At 63.1% G+C, this 21,340-nt stretch carries 16 protein-coding genes; 7 read left to right on the forward strand and 9 right to left on the reverse strand.

Annotated features, from left to right (window positions below):
- A partial coding sequence (mobF, locus tag ABD050_RS00325; protein WP_343887116.1) for a MobF family relaxase occupies window positions 1-2,592 on the forward strand: 2,592 nt, incomplete at its 5' end.
- Window positions 2,589-3,107: a lytic transglycosylase domain-containing protein gene (locus tag ABD050_RS00330; protein WP_343887117.1), complete on the forward strand. Its 519-nt coding sequence runs from the start codon at window positions 2,589-2,591 to the stop codon at window positions 3,105-3,107. The genes mobF and ABD050_RS00330, both read left to right, overlap by 4 nt.
- A 658-nt stretch (window positions 3,108-3,765) precedes the next feature.
- On the opposite strand, the gene ABD050_RS00335 is transcribed toward ABD050_RS00330, so the two are convergent.
- The 9 genes from ABD050_RS00335 to ABD050_RS00375 are packed head-to-tail and all read right to left on the reverse strand — an operon-like array spanning window position 3,766 to window position 14,471.
- The gene (locus tag ABD050_RS00335; protein WP_343887118.1) at window positions 3,766-4,218 is read right to left on the reverse strand and encodes a MaoC family dehydratase; all 453 of its coding nucleotides are present in this window, start codon (window positions 4,216-4,218) and stop codon (window positions 3,766-3,768) included.
- A gap of 1 nt (window position 4,219) precedes the next feature.
- Entirely contained in the window at window positions 4,220-6,085 is a 1,866-nt protein-coding gene (locus ABD050_RS00340; protein ID WP_343887119.1) for an acetyl/propionyl/methylcrotonyl-CoA carboxylase subunit alpha, read from the reverse strand.
- Window positions 6,085-7,092: a biotin synthase BioB gene (gene bioB, locus ABD050_RS00345; protein ID WP_343887417.1), complete on the reverse strand. Its 1,008-nt coding sequence runs from the start codon at window positions 7,090-7,092 to the stop codon at window positions 6,085-6,087. The genes ABD050_RS00340 and bioB overlap by 1 nt, the downstream gene beginning before the upstream one ends.
- A gap of 5 nt (window positions 7,093-7,097) precedes the next feature.
- A complete protein-coding gene (locus ABD050_RS00350) occupies window positions 7,098-8,693 on the reverse strand; it encodes a carboxyl transferase domain-containing protein (protein WP_343887120.1) in 1,596 nt (531 codons plus the stop codon).
- Window positions 8,690-9,844 carry an isovaleryl-CoA dehydrogenase gene (locus ABD050_RS00355; protein WP_343887121.1) on the reverse strand — a complete coding sequence of 385 codons (1,155 nt, stop codon included), beginning with the start codon at window positions 9,842-9,844 and terminating at the stop codon, window positions 8,690-8,692. Before ABD050_RS00355 ends, ABD050_RS00350 begins: the two co-directional genes overlap by 4 nt.
- Window positions 9,845-9,862: 18 nt before the next feature.
- A complete protein-coding gene (locus ABD050_RS00360; RefSeq protein WP_343887122.1) occupies window positions 9,863-10,951 on the reverse strand; it encodes a branched-chain amino acid aminotransferase in 1,089 nt (362 codons plus the stop codon).
- Window positions 10,952-10,971: 20 nt separating this feature from the next.
- On the reverse strand, window positions 10,972-12,222 hold the full coding sequence (locus tag ABD050_RS00365; protein WP_343887123.1) for a dihydrolipoamide acetyltransferase family protein: 1,251 nt from the start codon (window positions 12,220-12,222) through the stop codon (window positions 10,972-10,974).
- A gap of 2 nt (window positions 12,223-12,224) precedes the next feature.
- A complete protein-coding gene (locus ABD050_RS00370; RefSeq protein WP_343887418.1) occupies window positions 12,225-13,229 on the reverse strand; it encodes an alpha-ketoacid dehydrogenase subunit beta in 1,005 nt (334 codons plus the stop codon).
- Between the two features lie 12 nt (window positions 13,230-13,241).
- The gene (locus tag ABD050_RS00375; protein ID WP_343887124.1) at window positions 13,242-14,471 is read right to left on the reverse strand and encodes a thiamine pyrophosphate-dependent enzyme; all 1,230 of its coding nucleotides are present in this window, start codon (window positions 14,469-14,471) and stop codon (window positions 13,242-13,244) included.
- A 145-nt stretch (window positions 14,472-14,616) separates the two neighbouring features.
- On the opposite strand from ABD050_RS00375, the gene ABD050_RS00380 reads away from it, so the two are divergent.
- From ABD050_RS00380 to ABD050_RS00400, 5 genes are all read left to right on the forward strand, one after another.
- Window positions 14,617-15,069 carry an Lrp/AsnC family transcriptional regulator gene (locus ABD050_RS00380; protein ID WP_343887125.1) on the forward strand — a complete coding sequence of 151 codons (453 nt, stop codon included), beginning with the start codon at window positions 14,617-14,619 and terminating at the stop codon, window positions 15,067-15,069.
- A gap of 430 nt (window positions 15,070-15,499) precedes the next feature.
- Window positions 15,500-16,117, forward strand: a complete 618-nt coding sequence (locus ABD050_RS00385) for a TetR/AcrR family transcriptional regulator (RefSeq protein ID WP_343887126.1) — start codon at window positions 15,500-15,502, stop codon at window positions 16,115-16,117.
- A gap of 102 nt (window positions 16,118-16,219) precedes the next feature.
- Complete coding sequence (locus tag ABD050_RS00390) at window positions 16,220-18,325, forward strand: hydantoinase/oxoprolinase family protein (protein ID WP_343887419.1); 2,106 nt, start codon at window positions 16,220-16,222, stop codon at window positions 18,323-18,325.
- Between the two features lies 1 nt (window position 18,326).
- Window positions 18,327-20,126 (forward strand): hydantoinase B/oxoprolinase family protein, encoded by a 1,800-nt coding sequence (locus tag ABD050_RS00395; protein WP_343887127.1) that lies wholly within the window; start codon window positions 18,327-18,329, stop codon window positions 20,124-20,126.
- Window positions 20,123-21,289: an alanine racemase gene (locus ABD050_RS00400; RefSeq protein WP_343887128.1), complete on the forward strand. Its 1,167-nt coding sequence runs from the start codon at window positions 20,123-20,125 to the stop codon at window positions 21,287-21,289. Before ABD050_RS00395 ends, ABD050_RS00400 begins: the two co-directional genes overlap by 4 nt.
- Window positions 21,290-21,340 lie beyond the last annotated feature (51 nt).

Raw genomic sequence — 21,340 nt, forward strand, 5'->3', positions numbered from 1 at the left:
CACCATATCCACCCGGGTCACTTCTCGATGAAAATCCCGGGTCAACTCTCAGCGGAAATCAACAGCCTGATCTTCGCGCGCTTCACCGAGCATGCCTCGCGCGAACTCGACCCGCATCTCCACACCCATGTCGTGGTCATGAACATCACCAATCGCGACCCGGGCAGCGTGATGACCAGCCTCGAGACTCGCGCGATGTATGCCGAGCAGATGGTGGCGGGGCAGGTCTACAGGAACGATCTGGCGCACCGCCTGCGGGAGGTCGGCTATGAGATCGAATCCGACCCGCGCACCGGCCTGTTCGAGATCAAGGGCGTCCCGGGCACCTTGATCCAGGCAATGTCCCGGCGCGCCGAACAGATCGAGGCCCATGCACGAGATCACGGGTTGGAGGGGCAGGCAGCCCGCCGACGCTCATTCTACGAAACGAGGGGGCCAAAGGAGAAGGTCGGAATCGAGGAGCTCCAGGCCAGATGGTCGGCGCGCGCGGCCGAGTACGTCCCCGGCCTGGTCATCGTCCGTGCCGCGGCGGACGAGAGTGGCGAACGCGACCTGACCGCACATCCTGCCGTCACCGGGCGGGCGATGTTGTTCGGCATCCGCCAGGCCGAGACCGGCGAGGCGGTCAACAATCTCGGGCGAATGCTCCGGTTGGGCCTCGCCTCTCATGTTGGCGAGGTCCGGCTCGCCGACGTCCGCCCCCTCGCCGAAGCGCATGAAGCGCGCCTGCGGCTGCTGGTGACACGCGAGCAGACAGGTGACGAAACTCTCAGCCGGGGCCGAACGACGCGGCGAACTGCCCGCCTCGAAATCGCGCTCTCCGAGCATCTCTCGATCGCCTTGAACGACGCACCGCCCGTCGCGACGGAGGAACAGCTTAGAGCGGTGCTGGCGATCGCCGGCCTGAACCCGGCGCAGGAGAAGGCACTGCATCATATCGGCAGCTCGCCGGACCGCGTGCTCGGCGTCCACGGGGTCGCCGGCGCCGGCAAGTCGACGCTCGTTCGCTCCCTGGTTGCCGCTGCCGACGGTGGGACGCGGTTCATCGCGCTGGCCCCGACCTCGTCGGCGGCGGCCAATCTGGGCCAGACCGCCGGGATCGAGTCCAGGACCGTCGCGGGTCTGGTTGCGGGGGGCGGGAGGGGGCTGACGGACACCGATGTGCTGGTGCTCGACGAGGCCGGGCAGCTCGGTAACCTGCAGGCGTTGCGGGTGCTGGAGATCAGCCGTGTGACCGGTGCGAGGTTGATCCTGCTGGGGGATAACAAGCAGACCGGCGCGATCGAGCAGGGCAAGGCCTTCTGGTTGCTACAGCGCCTCGGCCTGCCGACTGCGGAGCTGACTGAATCAGTTCGCCAGGAAACCAAGGCGATGAAGGCTGCGGTTACACAGGCCCGCTCCGGAGACTATGCGGCGTCGCTCGCCAATCTCGACAAGGTTGTCAGCGGCAGCGACGCCGGTGCCCTCGCAAAGCAGCTCGTCGATGAATGGACGCGCCTCAAACCCGAGAATCGCACGACGACCAATATCCTCGTGCTTGAGAACGCGACCCGGCTGATCGTCAATGCGCGTGTTCGCGATGCCCTCAAGGTCGAAGGGGCGATCGCCGCGGAGGACATCAGGCTGTCGGTGCTCGCGCCCTCAGGGATGAGCGACCAGGAGAAAAGGTTCGCACGCTTCTATTCCGGCGGGCAGGTCGTCAAATTCTCCCGCGACAATACCGGGCTCGGGATTGCTCGCGATACCGAGTATCGCGTGGTCGGGACCGGGCGGGACTCGCGTGGTCGGCAGATTGTCCGCCTCGTCGACGAGCATGGCCGGACGATCCGGTGGGATCCGCGTGTCGGCCGGGCTTCGCAGGTCAATGTGTTCAAGAGCGAGGAGCGTGACCTGGCGCAAGGGGATCGCATCCAGTGGCGCCTCGTCGATCATGGTCTGGACCTGAAAAACGCCGAGCGGGGGACGGTCGAGATGCTTGCCGGCACCGTCGCGACGATCAGGTGGGACAAGGGGAAGACGCAGGATGTGGACTTGGCGGTCCACCGGACCTGGGATCATGGTTATGTCGAAACGGTCTATTCGGCTCAGTCCAAGACCTATGCGCGGGCCTATGTTCTGGCGCCGGTCAACTCGCCACTGGTGACCGGTCAGAACTATTATACCGCAATCACGCGTGCTCGGTTCGGCGTCAAATTGTGGACAGAGGATGAGAAGCGTCTTGTAGAGCGGTTGACCCGCCGATCCGGCGAGAAGACCTCCGCGCTCGAGGGCCTTGGCCGACTGGATAGGGATGCACGCGCCACGCGAGAGCGTCGCCATGGCGACCGGCTTGAGCTGCGTCGGTCCCAGACCAGGGAGGAACGTGCGGAGCGCAAGGCGCGCTTGGCCGAAGCATCCAAACTGTCGCCCCATGATCCCCTTGAGTCACTGGCGAGTCGGTTCGCGGCGCGCGCCCAAACTTTTGCAGAGACGATCGATCGCTATCGCGGCGCGGTCCTCAAAGCGGGGCAAGCTGAGCACTCTGCTGGACAAGGCCAGGCTCGAGGGCCCCACTCGCCTTCAACGCCGCGCTCCGACCGGCAGGAGCGATGACCGTGTCGCTCGTTCGCGCCATCCTGACTGCCTTATGTCTCGTCTCGCTGACCGCGACGCGCGCGGCGGCAGGTCCGCGAGGCTCGATGGAACAGCAGCGCGAGGCGCTGATTGGCGACTGTATCGAGCGAGCCGCGGCCGGTCGCCCATGGCTTGCGAAAACACTTTGGGCGCTGCGGGATCAGGAAGGGGGCTCCGTCGGTGTGGCTGTGCGGAATGCCAACGGTACCGAGGACCTCGGACCGCTACAGGTCAATAGTTGGTGGGCATCGCGCATTGCCGCCGTGACCGGTCGCCGTCCCGCTCAGGTGCGTTGGTGGTTGCAGCACGATGTTTGCTTCAACGTTGATGCGGCCCGCTGGGTCTTCCTGTCGGCGCTCGCCGCCACCAAGGACTATTGGAAGGCGGTCGGCGTCTACCATAGTCCGGTCGCTTGCCGACAAAGGGTGTACGTGAACAGCGTGGCCTCTCACCTTGCCGCCAGGGCTGGAAGGGTGTGGACTCAGAACAAGTGACCGCACTGAACCTCGGCAAAAATGGAGCCCAGATGTAGCCCAGGATGTGAACCAGCTACGGGAAGGCATTTGCTGGCCTCAGCGACTCCTGAAGAAATCATTGAGCTTGTTAAAGATTTTGGTGGACGCACTTGGGCTCGAACCAAGGACCCGCTGATTAAGAGACAGCGGACCGCGAGGACCGCGTAGATCACGTCACCAATCCGGAAGATCGTCGGTACCGCGCCCGACATATATATAGACTATATCGACGATATCTTCGGGCATTCGACCGTTGCGATGTCCACGCGATCAACCCCATGAGGCGCAGGGCGAGCAAAGTTGCGTCGCTCTGCTTACCGTCACTCCCGCCTCCCCGCCGACGTGCCGCTTAGGGGTACTTGCCGTTCTTGTCCTTGGTGACGCCGACCGAGGCGACCGTCGGGGCGGATGGTGGGCACTTCGCGAACTTCATGGTGACGGAGTTGATGCAACCTTAGCGCTGAGGCGCGGGGATCACGTTCCGGCGGCGACCGGCGCTGCTTTGGGTGTGGGCTTCACGACTATCTTCGCAGGCGCCGCCTAGCGTTTTGGGGGCCGACTTTGGCCGTCGCTGGCGGCCGCCTTCTCGAAACGCTCGGGGCGATCGCCGGGGGCACGAACAGCAAAGAGCGCAGCGTCATTTCGGGGCTCGATTCAGCAGGGCGCTGCGCAAGCACTGGCAAACGATCTCGTCACGCTGATTGATAAGGCGATGTGAGAAGGTGACGATGCCCGCGTCTGGCCGCGACCTGCTATCTTTCAGATCGGAAACCTCGCTTTCCGCCCGCATCGTGTCGCCGATGAACACAGGCTTTGGATGAACAAGCCGGTCGTAGCCGAGATTTGCGACGAGCGTACCGAGCGTCGTCTCGCCCACCGAAAGACCGATCATCAGCGCGAAAGTGAAAGTGCCGTTGACGAGAATCTGGCCGAACTCGCTTGCCTTCGCCGCCTCGACGTCGAGGTGGAGCGGCTGTGGATTGTGGGTCATCGTCGAAAATAGCAGATTGTCGGTCTCAGTGACGGTGCGGCGAGTCTCGTGGACGATGTGATCGCCAATCGCCCATTCATCGAAGAAGCGTCCGGCCACGTCAGGCGTCCTTCTCGATGCGCACGAGCAACGCGCCTTCGGACACCTGGGCGCTATCCACGGCTCTGATCTCCGCCACAATGCCATCGAATGGTGCGACGAGGCCCTGCTCCATCTTCATCGCCTCCAGGACCAGCAACCGCTGTCCTTTGGTCACGGGATCGCCCGGCGAAACCGCTACCGAGATGATCCTGCCGGGCATTGGCGCGACGATCATCCCATCGGATAGGGCATCGCCACGCACGATATCGTCGGCACGCGGCCGGGAGAACGGCCACGCCTCGCCATCGGCAAACAGCACGCTACCGCCGTCGAGCGCGGCGATGCTGGTCGGAACGGGCGTGGCCAGCGTGACGAGATGCACCTGGCCGCCCACGGTCACTTCTGCGCGCAGATCGGGTGCCGCATTGGCGCGGAAGCCGGTCAACCCGGTCCATGGATCGTGGGAAGCCGGAGGAAGAATCGCACCGACGGCGCTGGTCAGGACGCTGGCAGAAGGCTCGGGCGGGGGAGCCAACGCATCAATGTGCCGCTCGATGAAGCCTGTGTCGATCCGTGCCGCCACGAAATCGGGATGTCGGGCGGCGCGCGCCAGAAAGGCGGCGTTGGTCTTCACCGGCCACACCTCGGTGCCGCCCGCGGCATCGCCGAGCTTGCCCGCAGCGGCGGCGCGTGTGGGCGCGTGGACGATCAGCTTGGCGATCATCGGATCGTAAAAGGGAGTGACCTCGCCACCCTCGTCGACGCCGCTATCGATACGGACGCCTGGCGGAAAGCGCAGCCGCTCCAGCGGGCCGGTCGAGGGCAGGAAACCGCTCACCGGGTTTTCGGCGTAGAGGCGCGCCTCCATCGCCCAGCCGGTGATCGACAGTTCGTCCTGGCGCTTCGGCAGCGGCTCGCCGGAGGCGACGCGCAACTGCCACTCGACCAGATCCTGGCCGGTGATCGCCTCGGTCACCGGATGCTCGACCTGGAGACGGGTATTCATCTCCATGAACCAGATGCGGTCGGCGCGTAGCCCTTCGGACGCGTCGGCAATGAACTCGATCGTGCCGGCGCCGATATAATCGACTGCCTTTGCCGCCTTCACCGCCGCCGCGCAGATCGCCTCCCGCGTGGCCACGTCCATGCCGGGGGCAGGGGCCTCCTCGATCACCTTCTGGTGTCGGCGCTGCAGCGAACAGTCGCGCTCGAACAGGTGGACGGCGTTGCCATGGGTGTCGCCGAATATCTGCACCTCGATATGCCGCGGTGAGAGGATATATTTCTCGATCAACACGCGATCGTCGCCGAACGATGACGCGGCCTCGCGCCGGCAGCTCTCCAAGGATTCAGCGAAGGCGTGCGCTTCGTCAACCTTGCGCATGCCCTTGCCGCCGCCGCCCGCGACCGCCTTGATCAGCACCGGATAGCCGATTGCGTCCGCTTCGCTCTGGAGCCGGGCGGGGGATTGATCCGCGCCCAGATAGCCCGGCGTCACCGGCACGCCCGCCGCGATCATCCGCTCCTTGGCGGCATCCTTCAGCCCCATCGCGCGGATGCTGGCGGGCGGCGCACCGACCCACACCAGGCCGGCGGCCTGCACGGCTTCCGCAAACTCGGCATTCTCGGAGAGGAAGCCATAGCCCGGGTGGATCGCCTCTGCCCCGGTCGCTATCGCGGCCTCCAGGATCCGGTCCTGGCGCAGGTAGCTGTCCCTCGCGAGCGCGGTGCCGATGCACACCGCCTCGTCCGCCTCGCGCACGAAGGGCATGGCGGCATCGACATCGCTATGCACCGCGATTGTGCGGATGCCGAGGGCGCGCGCGGTACGGATGATCCGCCGCGCGATCTCGCCTCGATTGGCGATGAGCAGGGAACTAAGCATCAGGCGATCCCCATAATGATGTCTTCGGCTTCCATCGTCAGAGCATCTTCGCCCACCATTGGCTTGAGGCCGAGTTTGTTAAACAGCGCCTCATCGGCACCGCCGCCGGCATTGGCCGTCGTCAGCAACTGATCGCCCGTGAAGATCGAGTTCGCGCCTGCCATGAAGCACAGCGCCTGCGTGCTGTCGGGCATGCTCTCGCGCCCCGCTGACAGGCGCACCATGCTTAGCGGCATGATGATCCGCGCCACCGCGACGGTGCGGATGAACTCGATGTCGTCGATCCTCGCGGACGGCAGGTCCTTGAGCATTTCACCCAGGACCGTCCCCGGGATCGGCACCAGCGCGTTGAGCGGAACGCTCTGCGGATGCTCGGGTAGCGTCGCCAATGAATGAATGAAGCCAACGCGATCCTCACGCGTCTCACCCATTCCCAAGATGCCGCCGCAACAGACGTTCATTCCCGCCGCGCGAACCCGTTCCAGCGTGTCGAGCCGATTCTGGAAGGTACGCGTGGTGATGACGTTGGGGTAATTCTCTGGCGAAGTGTCGATATTGTGGTTGTAGTAATCGAGCCCGGCATCGGCGAGCCGCGCCGCCTGATCGCCCTCCAGCATGCCGAGTGTCATGCAGGTCTCCAGGCCGAGCGCTTTCACGCGCGATACCATGTCCAGCAGCGCCGGCATGTCCCGCTCCTTCGGTGAGCGCCACGCGGCCCCCATGCAGAAGCGCCCCGATCCCGCTGCTTTGGCTTCTGCTGCTGCCGCGACCACGGCGTCCGCATCCATCAGCTTCCCAGCCTTGAGCCCGGTGCGCGCCGAGGCTGACTGGCTGCAATAGCCGCAATCCTCGACACAGCCGCCGGTCTTGATCGACAGCAGGGTGGAGAGCTGGACTTCATTCTCGGGATGGAAGCGAACATGCACGTCATGCGCCCGCGCCACCAGATCCAGGAAGGGCAGGTCGAACAGCTCGGCGATCTCGGCGCGGGTCCAGTTGGTACGCATCGCCATCACATCCGGAACACGCCGAACTGCGCGCGCTCGGGGATCGGCGCGTTCAGCGTGGCGGAAAAGGCGAGGCCCAGCACGTCGCGGGTCTGGGCGGGATCGATGATGCCGTCGTCCCACAGGCGGGCGGTGGCGTAATAGGGGTTACCCTCATCCTCATATTTCTGGCGGATGGGTGCCTTGAAGGCTTCAGCCTGCTCCGGCGTCCAGCTGTCGGCATCCCGGTGGACGGTCGCGAGCACGGAGGCGGCCTGCTCGCCCCCCATGACGCTGATCCGCGCGTTGGGCCAGGTGAACAGAAAGCGTGGGCTATAGGCGCGGCCGCACATGCCGTAGTTGCCCGCGCCGAAGCTGCCACCGATCAGCACGGTGATCTTCGGCACGCTGGCGGTGGCGACGGCGGTGACGAGCTTGGCCCCGTTCTTGGCGATCCCTTCCGCCTCATATTTTCCGCCGACCATGAAGCCCGAGATGTTCTGGAGGAACAGCAACGGAATGCGACGCTGGCAGGCCAGTTCGATGAAATGGGCGCCCTTCAACGCGCTTTCGCTGAACAGCACGCCATTGTTGGCGATGATCGCGACCGGCATGCCCCAGATCCGCGCGAACCCGCAGACGAGCGTGGCGCCGTACAACGCCTTGAACTCCTGGAAGTCCGATCCGTCGACGATCCGGCCGATGACTTCATGGACATCATAGGGGGCGCGGACGTCATTCGGGACGATGCCGTACAGGTCGTTCGGGTCCAGCCTCGGCGGACGCGGCTCGGCGATTTCGATATCCACCGTCTTTGGCCGATTGAGCGTGGCAACGATGTCGCGGACGATGAGCAGCGCGTGTTCGTCATTCTCTGCCACATGATCGACGACGCCGGACTTGCGGCCGTGCGTCTCGGCGCCGCCCAGCTCTTCGGCCGAGATCTCCTCGCCCGTTGCCGCCTTCACCAGCGGCGGCCCGGCGAGGAAAATCGTGCCCTGGTTGCGCACGATCACCGTCTCGTCCGACATCGCCGGCACATAGGCGCCGCCGGCGGTGCAGCTACCCATCACGCAGGCGATCTGGGGAATGCCCTCGGACGACATCTGCGCCTGATTGTAGAAGATCCGCCCGAAATGATCGCGATCGGGGAAGACCTCGGCCTGGTGCGGCAGGTTGGCACCGCCGCTGTCGACCAGATAGAGGCAGGGCAAACGGTTCTCGCGGGCGATCTCCTGGGCGCGCAGATGCTTTTTCACCGTCATCGGGAAATAGGCGCCGCCCTTCACCGTCGGATCGTTGGCAAGGATCATGCACTCGCGGCCCGAGACGCGGCCGATACCTGCGATCACGCCGGCGCCGGGGGCTTGGTTGTCATACATGCCGTTCGCCGCCAGCGCGCAGACCTCGAGAAAGGGCGATCCCGTATCGAGCAGGCGATGGATGCGATCCCGTGGCAACAGCTTGCCGCGCGAAACATGCCGTTCGCGATGAGCCGCCGATCCACCAAGCGCGGCGGTCGCCACTTTGTCGCGCAGCTCCGCCGCCAAGCCGTCATTGTGCGCGGCATTCGCGGCGAATCCTGCCGAGGCGGGATCGGCGAGCGTGGAAATCACCGTCATGCGCCAATGAGCTCCCGCCCGATCAGCATCCGGCGCACCTCGTTGGTGCCGGCGCCGATGTCGAGCAGCTTGGCGTCGCGCAGATAGCGTTCGACGGGCCAGTCTTTGGTGTAGCCGGCACCACCCAATGCCTGGACCGCCTCGTTCGCCACCTTCACCGCATTCTCGGACGCGAGCAGGATCGCGCCGGCGGCATCATGGCGGTTCGTCCTGCCGGCATCGCACGCCTTCGCCACCGCATAGACATAGGCCCGCGACGAGTTGAGCGCGACTGCCATATCCGCGACCTTGGCCTGCATCAGCTGGAAGGTGCCGATCGCCTGCCCGAACTGCTTGCGCTCGCGCACATAGGGGAGGACGACGTCGAGGCAGGCCTGCATGATACCGAGTTGGATGCCCGAGAGCACGACCCGCTCGTAATCGAGGCCCGACATCAGCACCTTCACGCCGCCGTCGAGCGGCCCCATGATCTGCTCATCGGGGACGAAGCAGTCGTCGAACACCAATTCCGCCGTTGGGCTGCCACGCATGCCCATCTTGTCGATCTTCTGGCCGATCGAGAAACCGGCAAAATCCTTCTCGATCAGGAAGGCGGTGATGCCTTTCGATCCGGCGTCAGGCGATGTCTTGGCATAGACGACCAGCGTATCGGCATAGGGTGCGTTGGTGATCCAGAATTTGGAGCCGTTGAGTCTGTAGCCACCGTCCACCTTGTCGGCGCGCAGCTTCATGCTCACCACGTCCGACCCGGCACCGACCTCGGACATGGCGAGGCTACCGACATGCTCGCCCGACACCAGCCTCGGCAGATATTTGGCCTTCTGCGCAGGCGAGCCCCAGCGCCGGATCTGGTTGACGCAGAGGTTGGAGTGCGCGCCATAGCTAAGGCCTATCGAGGCCGAGGCGCGGCTCACCTCCTCGCAGGCAACGACATGTTCGAGATAACCGAGGCCAAGCCCGCCATATTCCTCCTCGACGGTGATGCCGTGCAGGCCGAGCGCGCCCATCTCCGGCCACAGCTCGCGCGGGAAGCTGTCCTCGGCGTCGATCCGTGCGGCCAGCGGAACGATCCGGTCGGTGGCGAAGCGTTGCGTGGTGTCGCGGATCATGTCCGCATTCTCACCAAGCTGAAAATCAAGATTCATCGACATAGGTAATTCCGTTCGCGCTCAATGAAGTGGGACACGGCGCGCCCATCCGGCTGGGCCTTCGATCCGTCCTCGCTGGATGCCGACCAGGTCGGCCTTGATCGCGTCGGTGACCGAGCCGCCGTCGCCATTGCCGATCACCCAGTCGCCGGAGGTGCTTTTTACCAGGCCGATCGGGGTGACCACGGCCGCCGTGCCGCAGGCGAACACCTCACGCAGCTTGCCGCTCTGCGCGTCCGCCCGCCACTGATCGACCGCATAGGGCTTTTCGCGGACATCGACGCCGCGCGCCTTTGCCAGCTCGATGATCGAGGCGCGGGTGATGCCGGGCAGGATCGTGCCGGAAAGCGGTGGCGTGATCATCCGTCCATCGTCGAACAGGAAGAAGATGTTCATCCCGCCGAGTTCATCGACCCAGCGATGCTCGACCGCGTCGAGGAACACCACCTGGTCGCAGCCATGCTCATAGGCCTCGGCCTGCGCCATCAGGCTCGCTGCATAATTGCCGCCGCATTTAGCCGCGCCCGTGCCGCCGGGACCGGCGCGGTTGAGGTGATCGGAGACCCACAACGACACCGCCTTCTTACCGCCCTTGAAGTAGGCGCCGACGGGACACGCGATCACGCAGAAGATGAACTCGCTGGCCGGCTTCACGCCCAGGAAGGTCTCGGACGCGAACATGAAGGGACGCAGATAGAGGCTGCCCTCTCCGGTCGGGATCCACGCCTCGTCGATCTTTACCAACGCCTCGACCGCGTCGAGGAACAGTTCCTCGGGCATGGTTGGCATCGCCATGCGCTTCGCAGACGTGTTGAAACGCCGGGCATTCTGTTCAGGCCGGAACAGGCCGACGCCGCCATCGTCGAGGCGGTAGGCCTTCATGCCCTCGAATATCTCCTGGGCGTAATGCAGGACCGCGCAGGCGGGATCGAGCTGGAACGGTTTACGCGGTCCGACCGCGGCGCTGTGCCAACCCTGACCCTCGGTCCAGGTGACCGTCACCATATGATCGGTGAACACGCGACCGAAGACTGGATCCGCCAACATTCGAGCCCGCTCGTCCGCCGCTAACGGCGTGCAGTTGGGCATGATTTGAAAGGCAAGTGACATCGCTTTTTTGTCTTCCGGGATCAGGGCATGAAAATGAGGGCGGGGTGTTCGATGAGCCGCTTCAGTCGCTGCACGAACAGCGCGGCGTCGTAGCCATCGACGATGCGATGATCGAAGGATGAACTCAGGTTCATCATCTTGCGCACGGTGATGAAGCTGCCATCGACGATCGGCCGTTCGACGATCTTGTTTGGTCCGATGATGGCAACTTCGGGATGGTTGATCACCGGCGTGGTCGCGATACCGCCGAGCGGCCCCAGCGAGGTTATGGTGATCGTGGAGCCCGACAGCTCTTCGCGGCTCGCGGTGCCGTCGCGCGCGGCCGTGGCGAGACGCGCAAGCTCGATCGCAAGCGCCCATATGTCGCGGCTCTCGGCATGGCGAACGACAGGGACCATGAGTCCGCCGGGCGTTTGCGTGGCGATCCCGACATGCACGCCCTCGTGCGCGTGGAGCACGCCCGCATCGTCATCATACCGCGCATTGATCTGGGGGAAGTCGGGTAGCGCGCGGACCAGTGCACGAATGAAGAAAGGCAATAGCGTGAGCTTGGGTTGTTCCGGCGCCTTGTGCGCATTCAGATCCTGCCGGAGCGCCTCGAGCTCAGTGACATCAACCTCCTCGATATAGGCAATATGCGGGATGCGGCGCTTGGCATCCTGCATCTTCTCGGCGATCCTTCGGCGCAGGCCGATAATGCGTGTCTCGCTGATCCCGGTTCGCGCAATGAGCCGCGTGTCCGCGCCAGCGCCAGACTGGTGCGCCAGATAGGCATCGAGATCATGCGACGTGATCCGCCCGTCGCCCAATTCGCTTGGAATGTCGCGAAGGTCGATGCCGGCCTGCTTGGCGCGCCGGCGGGTGGAGGGCGAAGCGGCAGGAACTGGTCGATCAATCGACGCTTCGCGCGGAGCGACGGCCGCTTGAGCTGCCGGGGCCGCAGCGATGGTCTGGGGCACAACTCTATGTTGCGCTTCGGGTTCGGCTGGCGAGGGCAGGGACGCGGCGACCGGACCTTCCCCACTGGCGCTTTCAACCTCGAATTCAACGATGACAGACCCGACCGGCACCATGGCGCCGACCTCGCCATGGATCGCCTTGATCACGCCGTCGACGGGCGAGGTCATGTCGACGGTCGCCTTGTCGGTCATCACGTCGACGAGGCTCTGGTCCTCCTTCACCACATCCCCGACCTTCACGTGCCAGACAGTGATCTCGGCCTCGGCGACGCCTTCGCCGATATCGGGCAGACGAAACTGAAACAGGCCCATGCTCAATCCTCCATGGCGCGGGCAAGGGCCGCCGCGAGCCGCGCGGGGCCGGGGAAATAATCCCATTCGAAAGCATGCGGGTAAGGCGTGTCCCACCCAGCCACGCGCTGGACCGCGCTCTTGAGTTCCCAAAAGCAGCGCTCCTGCACCAGCGCCGACAATTCTCCGCCGAAGCCTCCGAAGCGGGAGGCCTCGTGCAGGATAACGCAACGTCCGGTCTTCTTTACCGAGGCGACGATCGTGTCGATATCGAGCGGCACGATCGAGCGAAGATCGATCAGTTCCGCATCGACGCCGCTCTCTGCTATCCCGGCGAGCGCAACATGCACCATCGTGCCGTAGGCGAGCACGGTCGCCTGGCTACCCGCGCGCGCGATCGCCGCCTTGCCCAGCGGCACCGTATAATGGCCCTCGGGCACCTCGGCAGCCGGGTGCCCCGCCCAAGTCTTTAGCGCCTGGTCATGGCGGCCGTCGAACGGGCCGTTATAGAGCCGCTTGGGCTCGAGGAAGATGACCGGATCGTCGCATTCAATCGATGCGATCAGCAGCCCCTTGGCGTCGTAGGGGTTGGACGGGATCACCGTCTTCAGTCCGGTGATATGCGCGAAGATCGCCTCGGGGCTCTGGCTGTGGGTTTGCCCGCCGAATATCCCCCCGCCATAGGGTGAGCGTACGGTGATTGGCGCTTGGAACTCGCCGTTCGATCGATAGCGCAGCCGGGCGGCCTCGGACACAAGCTGATCAAAGGCGGGTAGGATGTAATCGGCGAACTGGATCTCGGGGATCGGCCGTAAGCCGTACGCGCCCATGCCGATTGCGGTGGCGATGATGCCACCCTCGCTGATCGGAGCGTCGAAGCAGCGGGTCAGCCCATGCTTGGCCTGCAGCCCGTCGGTGACGCGGAAGACACCGCCGAAAAAGCCAACATCCTCGCCGAAGATAAGCGTATCGGGATCGTTGGTCAGGACCGTGTCGAGCGCGGAATTCAGCGCCTGGATCATGTTCATCGTCGCCATCGCTCAGCAGCCCAGCTCGGCGCGCTGCTCGATCACGCGCCAGTCGGGCTCCTTGAACACGCCCTCGAACATCTCCGAGACCGGCGGCTTGGACTTGCCGAGCGTGCCGACGGCTTCCGCCTCGCGCTGTGCCTCGCGCAGGCGATCGGTGAGCTCCGCTTCCATCTGCGTGTGGCGCTCATCGGACCAGCAACCGCGCTTCACCAGATGCGCCTTCAGCCGTTCGATCGGGTCACCCAGCGGCCAGTGCGCCGCCTCGTCGGCGGGGCGATATTTGGTGGGGTCGTCGCTCGTCGAATGGCCGGACGCGCGATAGGTCACCAGCTCAATCAGTGTCGCACCCAGATTGGCGCGCGCGCGATCCGCCGCCCACTCTGTCGCCGCCCAGACGGCGAGAAAGTCATTGCCATCGACGCGCAGGCCAGGAATGCCATAGGCCAGCGCCTTGGCGGCAAAGGTAGTCTGTTCCGCGCCGGCGATGCCGGAGAAGCTCGAGATCGCCCATTGGTTGTTGGTGATGACGAGCAGGACAGGCGCGCGATAGACGCTGGCGAAAGTCAGCGCCTCGTGGAAGTCGCCCTCCGCCGTCGTGCCCTCACCGATATAACCAAGCGCTATCTTGTCATCATTCTTGAAGGCCGATGCCATCGCCCATCCGACGGCGTGGCCGAAGCGGCTGCCGACATTCCCGGAGAGGGAGTAGAAGCCATAGTAGCGCGCCGAATAGAGGATCGGCAGCTGGCGGCCCTTCAGCGGATCCTTCGCGTTCGAATAGATCTGGTTGATCATGTCGACCATCGGATAATCCCGCGCGATCAGCCAGCCCTGGACGCGGTAGGTCGGGAAGCACATGTCGCCCGGTCGCAACACCATTGCCTGCGCGACGCCGATCGCCTCTTCACCGGTCGATTTCATGAAGAAGCTGGTCTTGCCTTGCCGGTGGGCGCGGAAGAGCCGGTCTTCGAACAGCCGCGTCTGCACCATCGCGCGCAGACCCTTGAGCAGGGTTTCGTTGTCGAGTTCGGGATTCCACGGGCCGACCGCGTCGCCATCGTCATCAAGGACACGGATTAGCGCATAGGGAAGGTCGCGGAGATCGGACTCAGCAGCGTCGATCGTTGGCCGGCGGATCATCCCTGCCGGGCTCAGGGGCACATGGTCGAAACTCGCAGTCTCACCTGGACGCGCTGCGGGCGTCGGGATGTGGAGCGCTAATCCTTGCTGTCGTGCCATCGTACGATCCCTCCAACTTCGCTGTATGATCGCACGATTTCTCTGAAACGAAATTGCTTTGTCTGCTCACTTACGGCATCCAATTAGGATACCAATTCAGAACGCGGCCAATTATCGACCCTCCAATCTAAAAGTGGGCTTTGAAATGGATGATACCGACCTGAAGATCCTGCGGCTGCTCCAGGCCAAGCCGGCGACCACGATGACCGAACTGGCTGACCAAGTTGGCCTGTCACAAACCCCCTGCTGGCGTCGTGTGAAGCAGCTTGAAGCATCGGGGGTGATCGTACGGCGCGCGCTGCTCCTCGATGCGCACAAGCTCGGCTTTTCGGTCGACGTGTTCGCACACCTCCGGATCGGCCGCCACGACGAGGACAATCTCGAGGCGTTCGAAGAAGCCGTCCGCGTGCATCCTGAGATCCTCGAATGCTTTTCCATGAGCGGTGAAAGCGATTATCTGATGCGCATCGTCGTGCGCAGCATCGAGCACTATGAACGCTTCCTCAAAAAGGTGTTGCTCCATCTCCCGGGCGTGGCGTCGGTCAACTCAAGTTTCGCGCTTAAGCAGGTAAAGGTCACAACGAACGTACCGGTGTGATCGATTGCGAAGCAAAGGCACCCTCGCCGCCGTCATAGCGACCGACGATTGAACGAGTGTCAGCTTCCAATCAGTGAAAGGTCGTCGGTTTCCAGAGCGCATTGGCGTCCGTCAGCCAGTGCGAGAAATCCAGCGTGGCCAGACCGATGCCGGTCTTGGTTTACGTGTTGGGGACCGCCGTCGCAGTTCTAGTCTGGCGCACACCCCAGCTGTGCTCGTTCATGACCTCCGATGATGGCTTGAGAAGTGTGCCTGTTCGACGTTGGGCCGATCAGTTCGCGGCGAATCCCATCTGTTCCAGGATCGCGTCGAGCGGCGTGCCCGCCTCGGCTCGTCGATAGCCATGCTCCTTGATTGTGCCTCGCTGAGCCGCCATGAATCACGACTCATCGTTGACCTACGCTGTTCAGCAAACTGAGAAGGCATCTTTGTGGCAAACACGCACTCGCGGGCAAATCTGGATGATAAGAAGGCGCGCGATAATTTGATGCTCGCGGCATCGAGGGTCATTGGTCGCAAAGGATATAAGGCAGCTTCTATCGCGCGAATCGCGGAAGAAGCTGACATCTCTATTGGCCACTGCTACAAATTCTTCGAAACAAGAGAAGCTATCCTGGAGAATGTAATTCTATGGGTTCTGGATCGCTTTGAGAATTTTTCAGAGAAAGAACTAGAAAAAACGAAAACCTATTTGGAATTCGAACATTGTGCTTTGGACAGATATTTTAAATTTCAACAGAAATATCCATTCTTCATAACCATCCTGCGCGATTCGGAAGTGGAGACTCCGGATACATGGAAAAAGTTTTCAGACCGTCGCTTTGATAGGTATATCGTCGCGCTGACCGCCGCTTTTGAAAGGGGCGAGTTCACGGGAATAGAGCGACATCACCTAAAGTATGTTAGCCATATGCTCTCTTCTATCCGCCGAACGATCGTTTTCAACCACCCTAACAAGTCAGCGGAGCGGGAGGAAGCGATCGCCGCATATGAGGTGTTCGTTCGCCAGGCGCTGGGGATGAGTCCGCGGCCGTCCGGGCGAACCTAGACCTCGCTCTCAAAAGTTGATTGCCAGACAGTCATTTTTCTGCAACCAAGCGTGAGCCGTGACTCACGGCTCACAGACTTGAGGGGCTATTTGGTGACGGGGATGCGAAACGAAGCGCGGGAAATAACCTTCAGAGCCGGCGCCGACATCGGTGGCACGTTCACGGACATTGTACTCGTTTCCTCAACGGGCGCGCTCTTCAAGCGCAAGCAGTCATCTACGCCCGACGACTATTCACGCGGCATTGCTGAGGGCCTTGAAGCGCTCCTGCACGAAATCGGCGGGACTCCGGGCCAGGTCACCGAACTGGTCCATGCGACGACTGTGGCGACGAATACGATCCTCGAGGGAAAGGGGGCGCGGACGGCGCTCATCACGACACGCGGTTTCCGCGACGTTCTCGAAATCGCCCGGCTTCGGGTGCCGCGTCTCTACGATCTCGGTTATTCCAAGCCAACGCCGCTCGCGCTGCGCCGCCATCGCTTCGAACTGTCCGCGCGTATGCGGGCCAATGGGGCGATCGACACGCAGCTTAACCTGGCGGAGCTCGACGGGATCGTTGGGGCGATCCTGCGCGACAAGATCGAAGCGGTCGCCGTTTGCCTGCTCCACAGCTACGTCAATCCGGCCCACGAGATTGCGGTACGGGAGCGGCTGGCGGAAATCCTGCCGGCCGAAATCTACATTAGCTGTTCGTGCGACGTGTTACCCGAGATCCGCGAGTATGAGCGGACCAGTACGACTGTCGTGAATGCGTATCTTGGTCCCATCGTTCGAAGTTATCTCGGCGCGCTGACAGGACGGTTGCGTTCGATGGGGATCAAATGCCCGGTACGCATCATGCACAGCGCTGGCGGCCTGATGACTGCCGAGGCAGCGATACAAAAGCCGGCTTATATCATCGAATCCGGCCCGGCAGCGGGCGTGATCGCTGGCGCCCATATGGCGCGGCTGGCCGGCTACCGGGACGTCATAACGGTCGATATGGGCGGGACAACGGCAAAGGCGGCCATCATTGAGGCCGGAGAGCCAGCGCGCACGACTGAATATGAGGTCGGCGCAGGCATCAATGTCTCGAGCAAACTGGTGAAGGGCGGCGGCCATGCGGTCAAATTGCCCTTTATCGATGTGTCGGAGATCGGCGCAGGGGGGGGCAGCCTCGTCGGCTTCGACAGCGGCGGTTTGCTGACGGTCGGGCCGGAGAGCGCGGGGTCCGTGCCTGGGCCGGTTTGCTACGACAAGGGCAATGAGACGCCGACCTTGACCGATGCCTTCGTGACATTGGGCTATCTCAGTCCGGTCGCGATCGCCGGGGGCGCCGTCAAGATCAACGCGCGGAAGGCGCGCGACGCACTCGACGCGACCGTAGCCCGGCAGATCGGGCGCAGTCCCGAAGAGGCGGCGCTCGGCATTCAGGCGATCGCAACGGCGACGATGTCGCGCGCGGTCAAGGCGGTGTCGACCTATCGCGGCCGCGACCCTCGCGAATTCGCGCTTTTCGCCTTTGGTGGAAACGGTCCGATGATTGCGATCGAAATCGCCAAGACGATGGGGATGAAGACGGTCATCGTGCCGCCGAGCCCGGGCGTCTTCAGCGCGGTCGGTTTGCTCTTCTCGTCGATAGAGCATGAATTCACCGCGGCCGATTTCGGATCGCTCACCAACGAGACGGACGAACGGTTCGAACAGGGTTTCCTACAACTCGAAGCGCGCGTTTTCGCCGCGCTCGAAGCCGAAGGGTACGACCGTGAAGCGCTTGTGCTGGAGCGCTATTCGGACCTTCGCTACGAGGGGCAGGCATACGAGCTTACCGTCCCGACCCCCGCCAGCGCGGACGACCGGCCGGCTATCCCGCTCGCGCTCGACAATTTCAACGCCGAGCACAAACGCACCTACGGCCATGCCGTGCCAACCAATCCGGTTGAGCTGGTAAGCCGGCGGATCAAGGTCAGGGTCGCGAACGAAGAAGCGGAGGGCGCCGATCCCTGGTCGGTTGTTGTGTGCACCGATCCCGTCTCCACGCGAAAAGCTACCTTCGAGGGGCTGGGGCAGGTGGACGTCCCGGTAATTCGACGTGGCCATCTCGTCGGACAGCATCGGAAAGGCCCGATGATCGTCGAGGAGTATGATTCGACGCTCGTCATTCCGCCGGGCGGCACCGCGACCATCGACCGTTTTGGCAATATCGTCGTCGAGTTGGATATTTGAGATGACCACCACCTCCGATCCCATCACCCTGGAAATCGTCAAGAATGCGCTGAGTTCGCTCGCCGACGAGATGGCCCTCGTTATCCTGCGCAGCGCTTATTCGCCGATTGTGCGTGACTCTATGGATTACTCATCCGCCATTTGTGACCTCAGCGGCGATATAATCGCTCAGGGACTGACCAATCCGGTCCATCTGGGTTCTTTCCCCGATGTGATGCGCAACATTGTCGCAAATCATTCGGACGGCATGGTGCCTGGCGATGCGTTCCTTGTGAACGATCCATATGGCGGCGGCGGCATGCATCTGCCTGATGTGTTCCTGATCAAGCCGATCTACCTGGACGGTGCGCTCGAGGCATTTGCCGCAACCGTGGTCCATCATTCGGATCTTGGGGGCATCGCACCCGGCAGCATGGGCCTGCAGGCGACCGAGATCTTCCAGGAAGGCCTGCGCATTCCCGTCGTGAAACTGTTCGAAGCGGGCAAGATCAACCCAACCGTGACGGCGTTTCTGGAAGCGAACTCCCGCACGCCGGTCGAATTGCGTGGCGACCTCTCGGCACAGATCGCGTCGGTCGAGGCATGCGAGCGAGGCATGATCCAGCTCGTCGGCAAATATGGGAGCACGGCGTTTAGGGGGTATCTCGCGGAACTCCACGCTTATGCCGAGCGGCTCATGCGACAAGAGATCGGTCGGATGCCAGACGGCGTCTACGAGCATGAGGATTTTGTCGACGGGCTCGGCGAGAACCCCGATCCCATTCGCTTCAAGGTCAAAATCACTATCTCGGGGGGCGATGTGGTGGTCGACTGGACCGGCACCAGCCCGCAGGTAAAGGGTGCGATTAACGGGCCCATTCCGATCACCAATTCGGTCGCGCTCACCGCGATCCGCTGCGCCATTGGGGCGGATATCCCAAACTTTGCGGGCTATATGCGCCCGATCAAGATCGTCGCGCCACTCGGGACGATCGTAAACCCGACCCTGCCGGCAGCCTGTGCCGCGCGCGGCGTCATTGCATATCGCATGCTCGACACGCTGTTCGGCGCCCTGGCGAAAGTTCCCGGCAGCCGCATTCCGGCCCTTGGTGAGGGCGGTCCTTCGGTCGTCTCATTCAGCGGCTGGGACGGCGGCAAGGCGTGGCTGATTACAGATGGCATTCTCGGTACCTGGGGCGGCCGCGCGTCGCTCGATGGGGTGGAGGGCATATCGAGTCCTGGCGCCAACCTTTCCAACCAGCCGATCGAACTGATCGAGGCGCGGCTCCCGCTGAAGATCCTGCGCTACGGCTTTGCCACCAATAGCGGCGGCGGCGGGAAGCATCGCGGCGGACTTGCTACCATTCGTGCCTATGAACTGACAGCGGACGAGGGGACACTAAATCTGCGCTCCGATCGACGCGATCATCTTCCCGCAGGCGCGGCTGGAGGCCTCCCCGGAAGCCCTTCGATGACATATCTGGGCCATCAAGGTGCGGAACGGCTTCTTCCCGTCATGCCGATGGAGACGATTACCGTCTCGAAGGGCATGCAGCTCGTTCATATCGCCGCAGGCGGCGGCGGTTATGGCGATCCGCGCGAAAGGGAAAGCGATGCCGTGCTCGGCGACGTCCTCGACGGTCGTATCACCGCCTCCCTCGCGCGTGACGTCTACGGGGTCGTTCTCGCTGCGGACGAACGATCGGTGGATGTCGAGGCAACCGTCGCGTTACGCGCCACGGATATTCCCGACGAAACATTGCAAGACAGCCAGCAACGTCTCTTCGCCGAGTCAAACGGCTCACTGAAGCTTGCCGTATGAACGCAGCCGCGTCCTTGTCGAACAAAATTGGGGTGGTGGAAGATTGCCCCGTCATTGGCGACGGACGCGGTAATCGGCTCACGCTCGATGTTGCGGCGTTTCGCAGCAACGTGTTGGAAACGCGCCGGTTGGTTGGATCGCCGGTGCGTCTGCTCCAGGTTATCAAAGGCGATGGCTATGGCCTCGGTCTCGAACGCGCCGTTGCTCTAGGCATTTCAGCCGGGGTCGACGGATTTTGCGTCGGCACGCCCGATGAAGCGCTTCGCGCCACGGCGATGCAGCCGCTGGTGCCGATCCTGCTCTTTACGGCTTGCCCGCCTGGACTGCTGCCCGATTTGGCCAGCCAGGGGATTATCATTTCCGTTAACAGCGTCGAGGCGATGGAAGCGCTCATCGAGAGTGGCCTTTCGGCGCAGATATACGTGGAACTGGATTGCGGCTTTGGCCGCTTTGGGCTGGATGCCGTCGCGTTGGACAGCGTGCTCGATCTATACTGCACCCAGGACAAAATCGCTTTGGCCGGGGTGTACACACACTTCGGGCAAGGCGACGACCTGATGCTTGATAGTGGCCTCGCCGCATTTGATCGAGCGATCGAACGGCTGCGACAGCGCGTCCCGCCAGGGTTCGATACCATGGTGGCGAGCACACATACCCTTCTTCGCCGACCGCATCTCCCCTACAATGCGGTTGATCCCGGTCGTCTCTTGTACGGGATCGTCGATTCGCCGGTGGATCAGGCTCGTTTTCGCCCCGTCATCGCCGCCATTTCCAGCCAGATCATTCAGATTAACCGCGTCGCCAACGCCCGATCTGTGACGATCGGCTATGGCAATCAAGTCCGTTTGCCCGCAGGCGGCGCAACCGGCGTCTTCCCGCTCGGTTGGCATGACGGGCTTTCGGTCAGGGGCGGCCTCGGCGAGGTGATAATCCATGGACGGCGAGCGCCGGTTATCGCGCGAACGCTCCTGCACTCGATCGTTGATCTGTCCAGTGTGCCGGAAGCGACGATAGGCGACGAGGTCTTTCTGATCGGCAAGCAGGGCGAGTCCTGCCTCACTCTCGGCGAGGCGGCGCAAGCGCAGGGTGTCAGCGCGACCGAACTGCACTTCCGGCTTGCCGGGGCGATCGCCGCCAAATCGGTGCGCTGCGCGCCCACGTAAAGCGAGACGATACCAAACGCGGGCGGTCCTGCCGCACGTGTAAGTGTGAGT

This window comes from Sphingomonas oligophenolica (assembly GCF_039522915.1).
GTDB lineage: Bacteria > Pseudomonadota > Alphaproteobacteria > Sphingomonadales > Sphingomonadaceae > Sphingomonas > Sphingomonas oligophenolica.

Coding starts and splice junctions, on each gene's coding strand:
- ABD050_RS00330 (WP_343887117.1), top strand. CDS start 2,589: ATGACCGTGTCGCTCGTTCGCGCCATCCTGACTGCCTTATGTCTCGTC.
- ABD050_RS00340 (WP_343887119.1), bottom strand. CDS start 6,085: ATGCTTAGTTCCCTGCTCATCGCCAATCGAGGCGAGATCGCGCGGCGG.
- bioB (WP_343887417.1), bottom strand. CDS start 7,092: ATGCGTACCAACTGGACCCGCGCCGAGATCGCCGAGCTGTTCGACCTG.
- ABD050_RS00350 (WP_343887120.1), bottom strand. CDS start 8,693: ATGACGGTGATTTCCACGCTCGCCGATCCCGCCTCGGCAGGATTCGCC.
- ABD050_RS00355 (WP_343887121.1), bottom strand. CDS start 9,844: ATGTCGATGAATCTTGATTTTCAGCTTGGTGAGAATGCGGACATGATC.
- ABD050_RS00360 (WP_343887122.1), bottom strand. CDS start 10,951: ATGTCACTTGCCTTTCAAATCATGCCCAACTGCACGCCGTTAGCGGCG.
- ABD050_RS00365 (WP_343887123.1), bottom strand. CDS start 12,222: ATGGGCCTGTTTCAGTTTCGTCTGCCCGATATCGGCGAAGGCGTCGCC.
- ABD050_RS00370 (WP_343887418.1), bottom strand. CDS start 13,229: ATGAACATGATCCAGGCGCTGAATTCCGCGCTCGACACGGTCCTGACC.
- ABD050_RS00375 (WP_343887124.1), bottom strand. CDS start 14,471: ATGGCACGACAGCAAGGATTAGCGCTCCACATCCCGACGCCCGCAGCG.
- ABD050_RS00380 (WP_343887125.1), top strand. CDS start 14,617: ATGGATGATACCGACCTGAAGATCCTGCGGCTGCTCCAGGCCAAGCCG.
- ABD050_RS00390 (WP_343887419.1), top strand. CDS start 16,220: ATGCGAAACGAAGCGCGGGAAATAACCTTCAGAGCCGGCGCCGACATC.
- ABD050_RS00395 (WP_343887127.1), top strand. CDS start 18,327: ATGACCACCACCTCCGATCCCATCACCCTGGAAATCGTCAAGAATGCG.
- ABD050_RS00400 (WP_343887128.1), top strand. CDS start 20,123: ATGAACGCAGCCGCGTCCTTGTCGAACAAAATTGGGGTGGTGGAAGAT.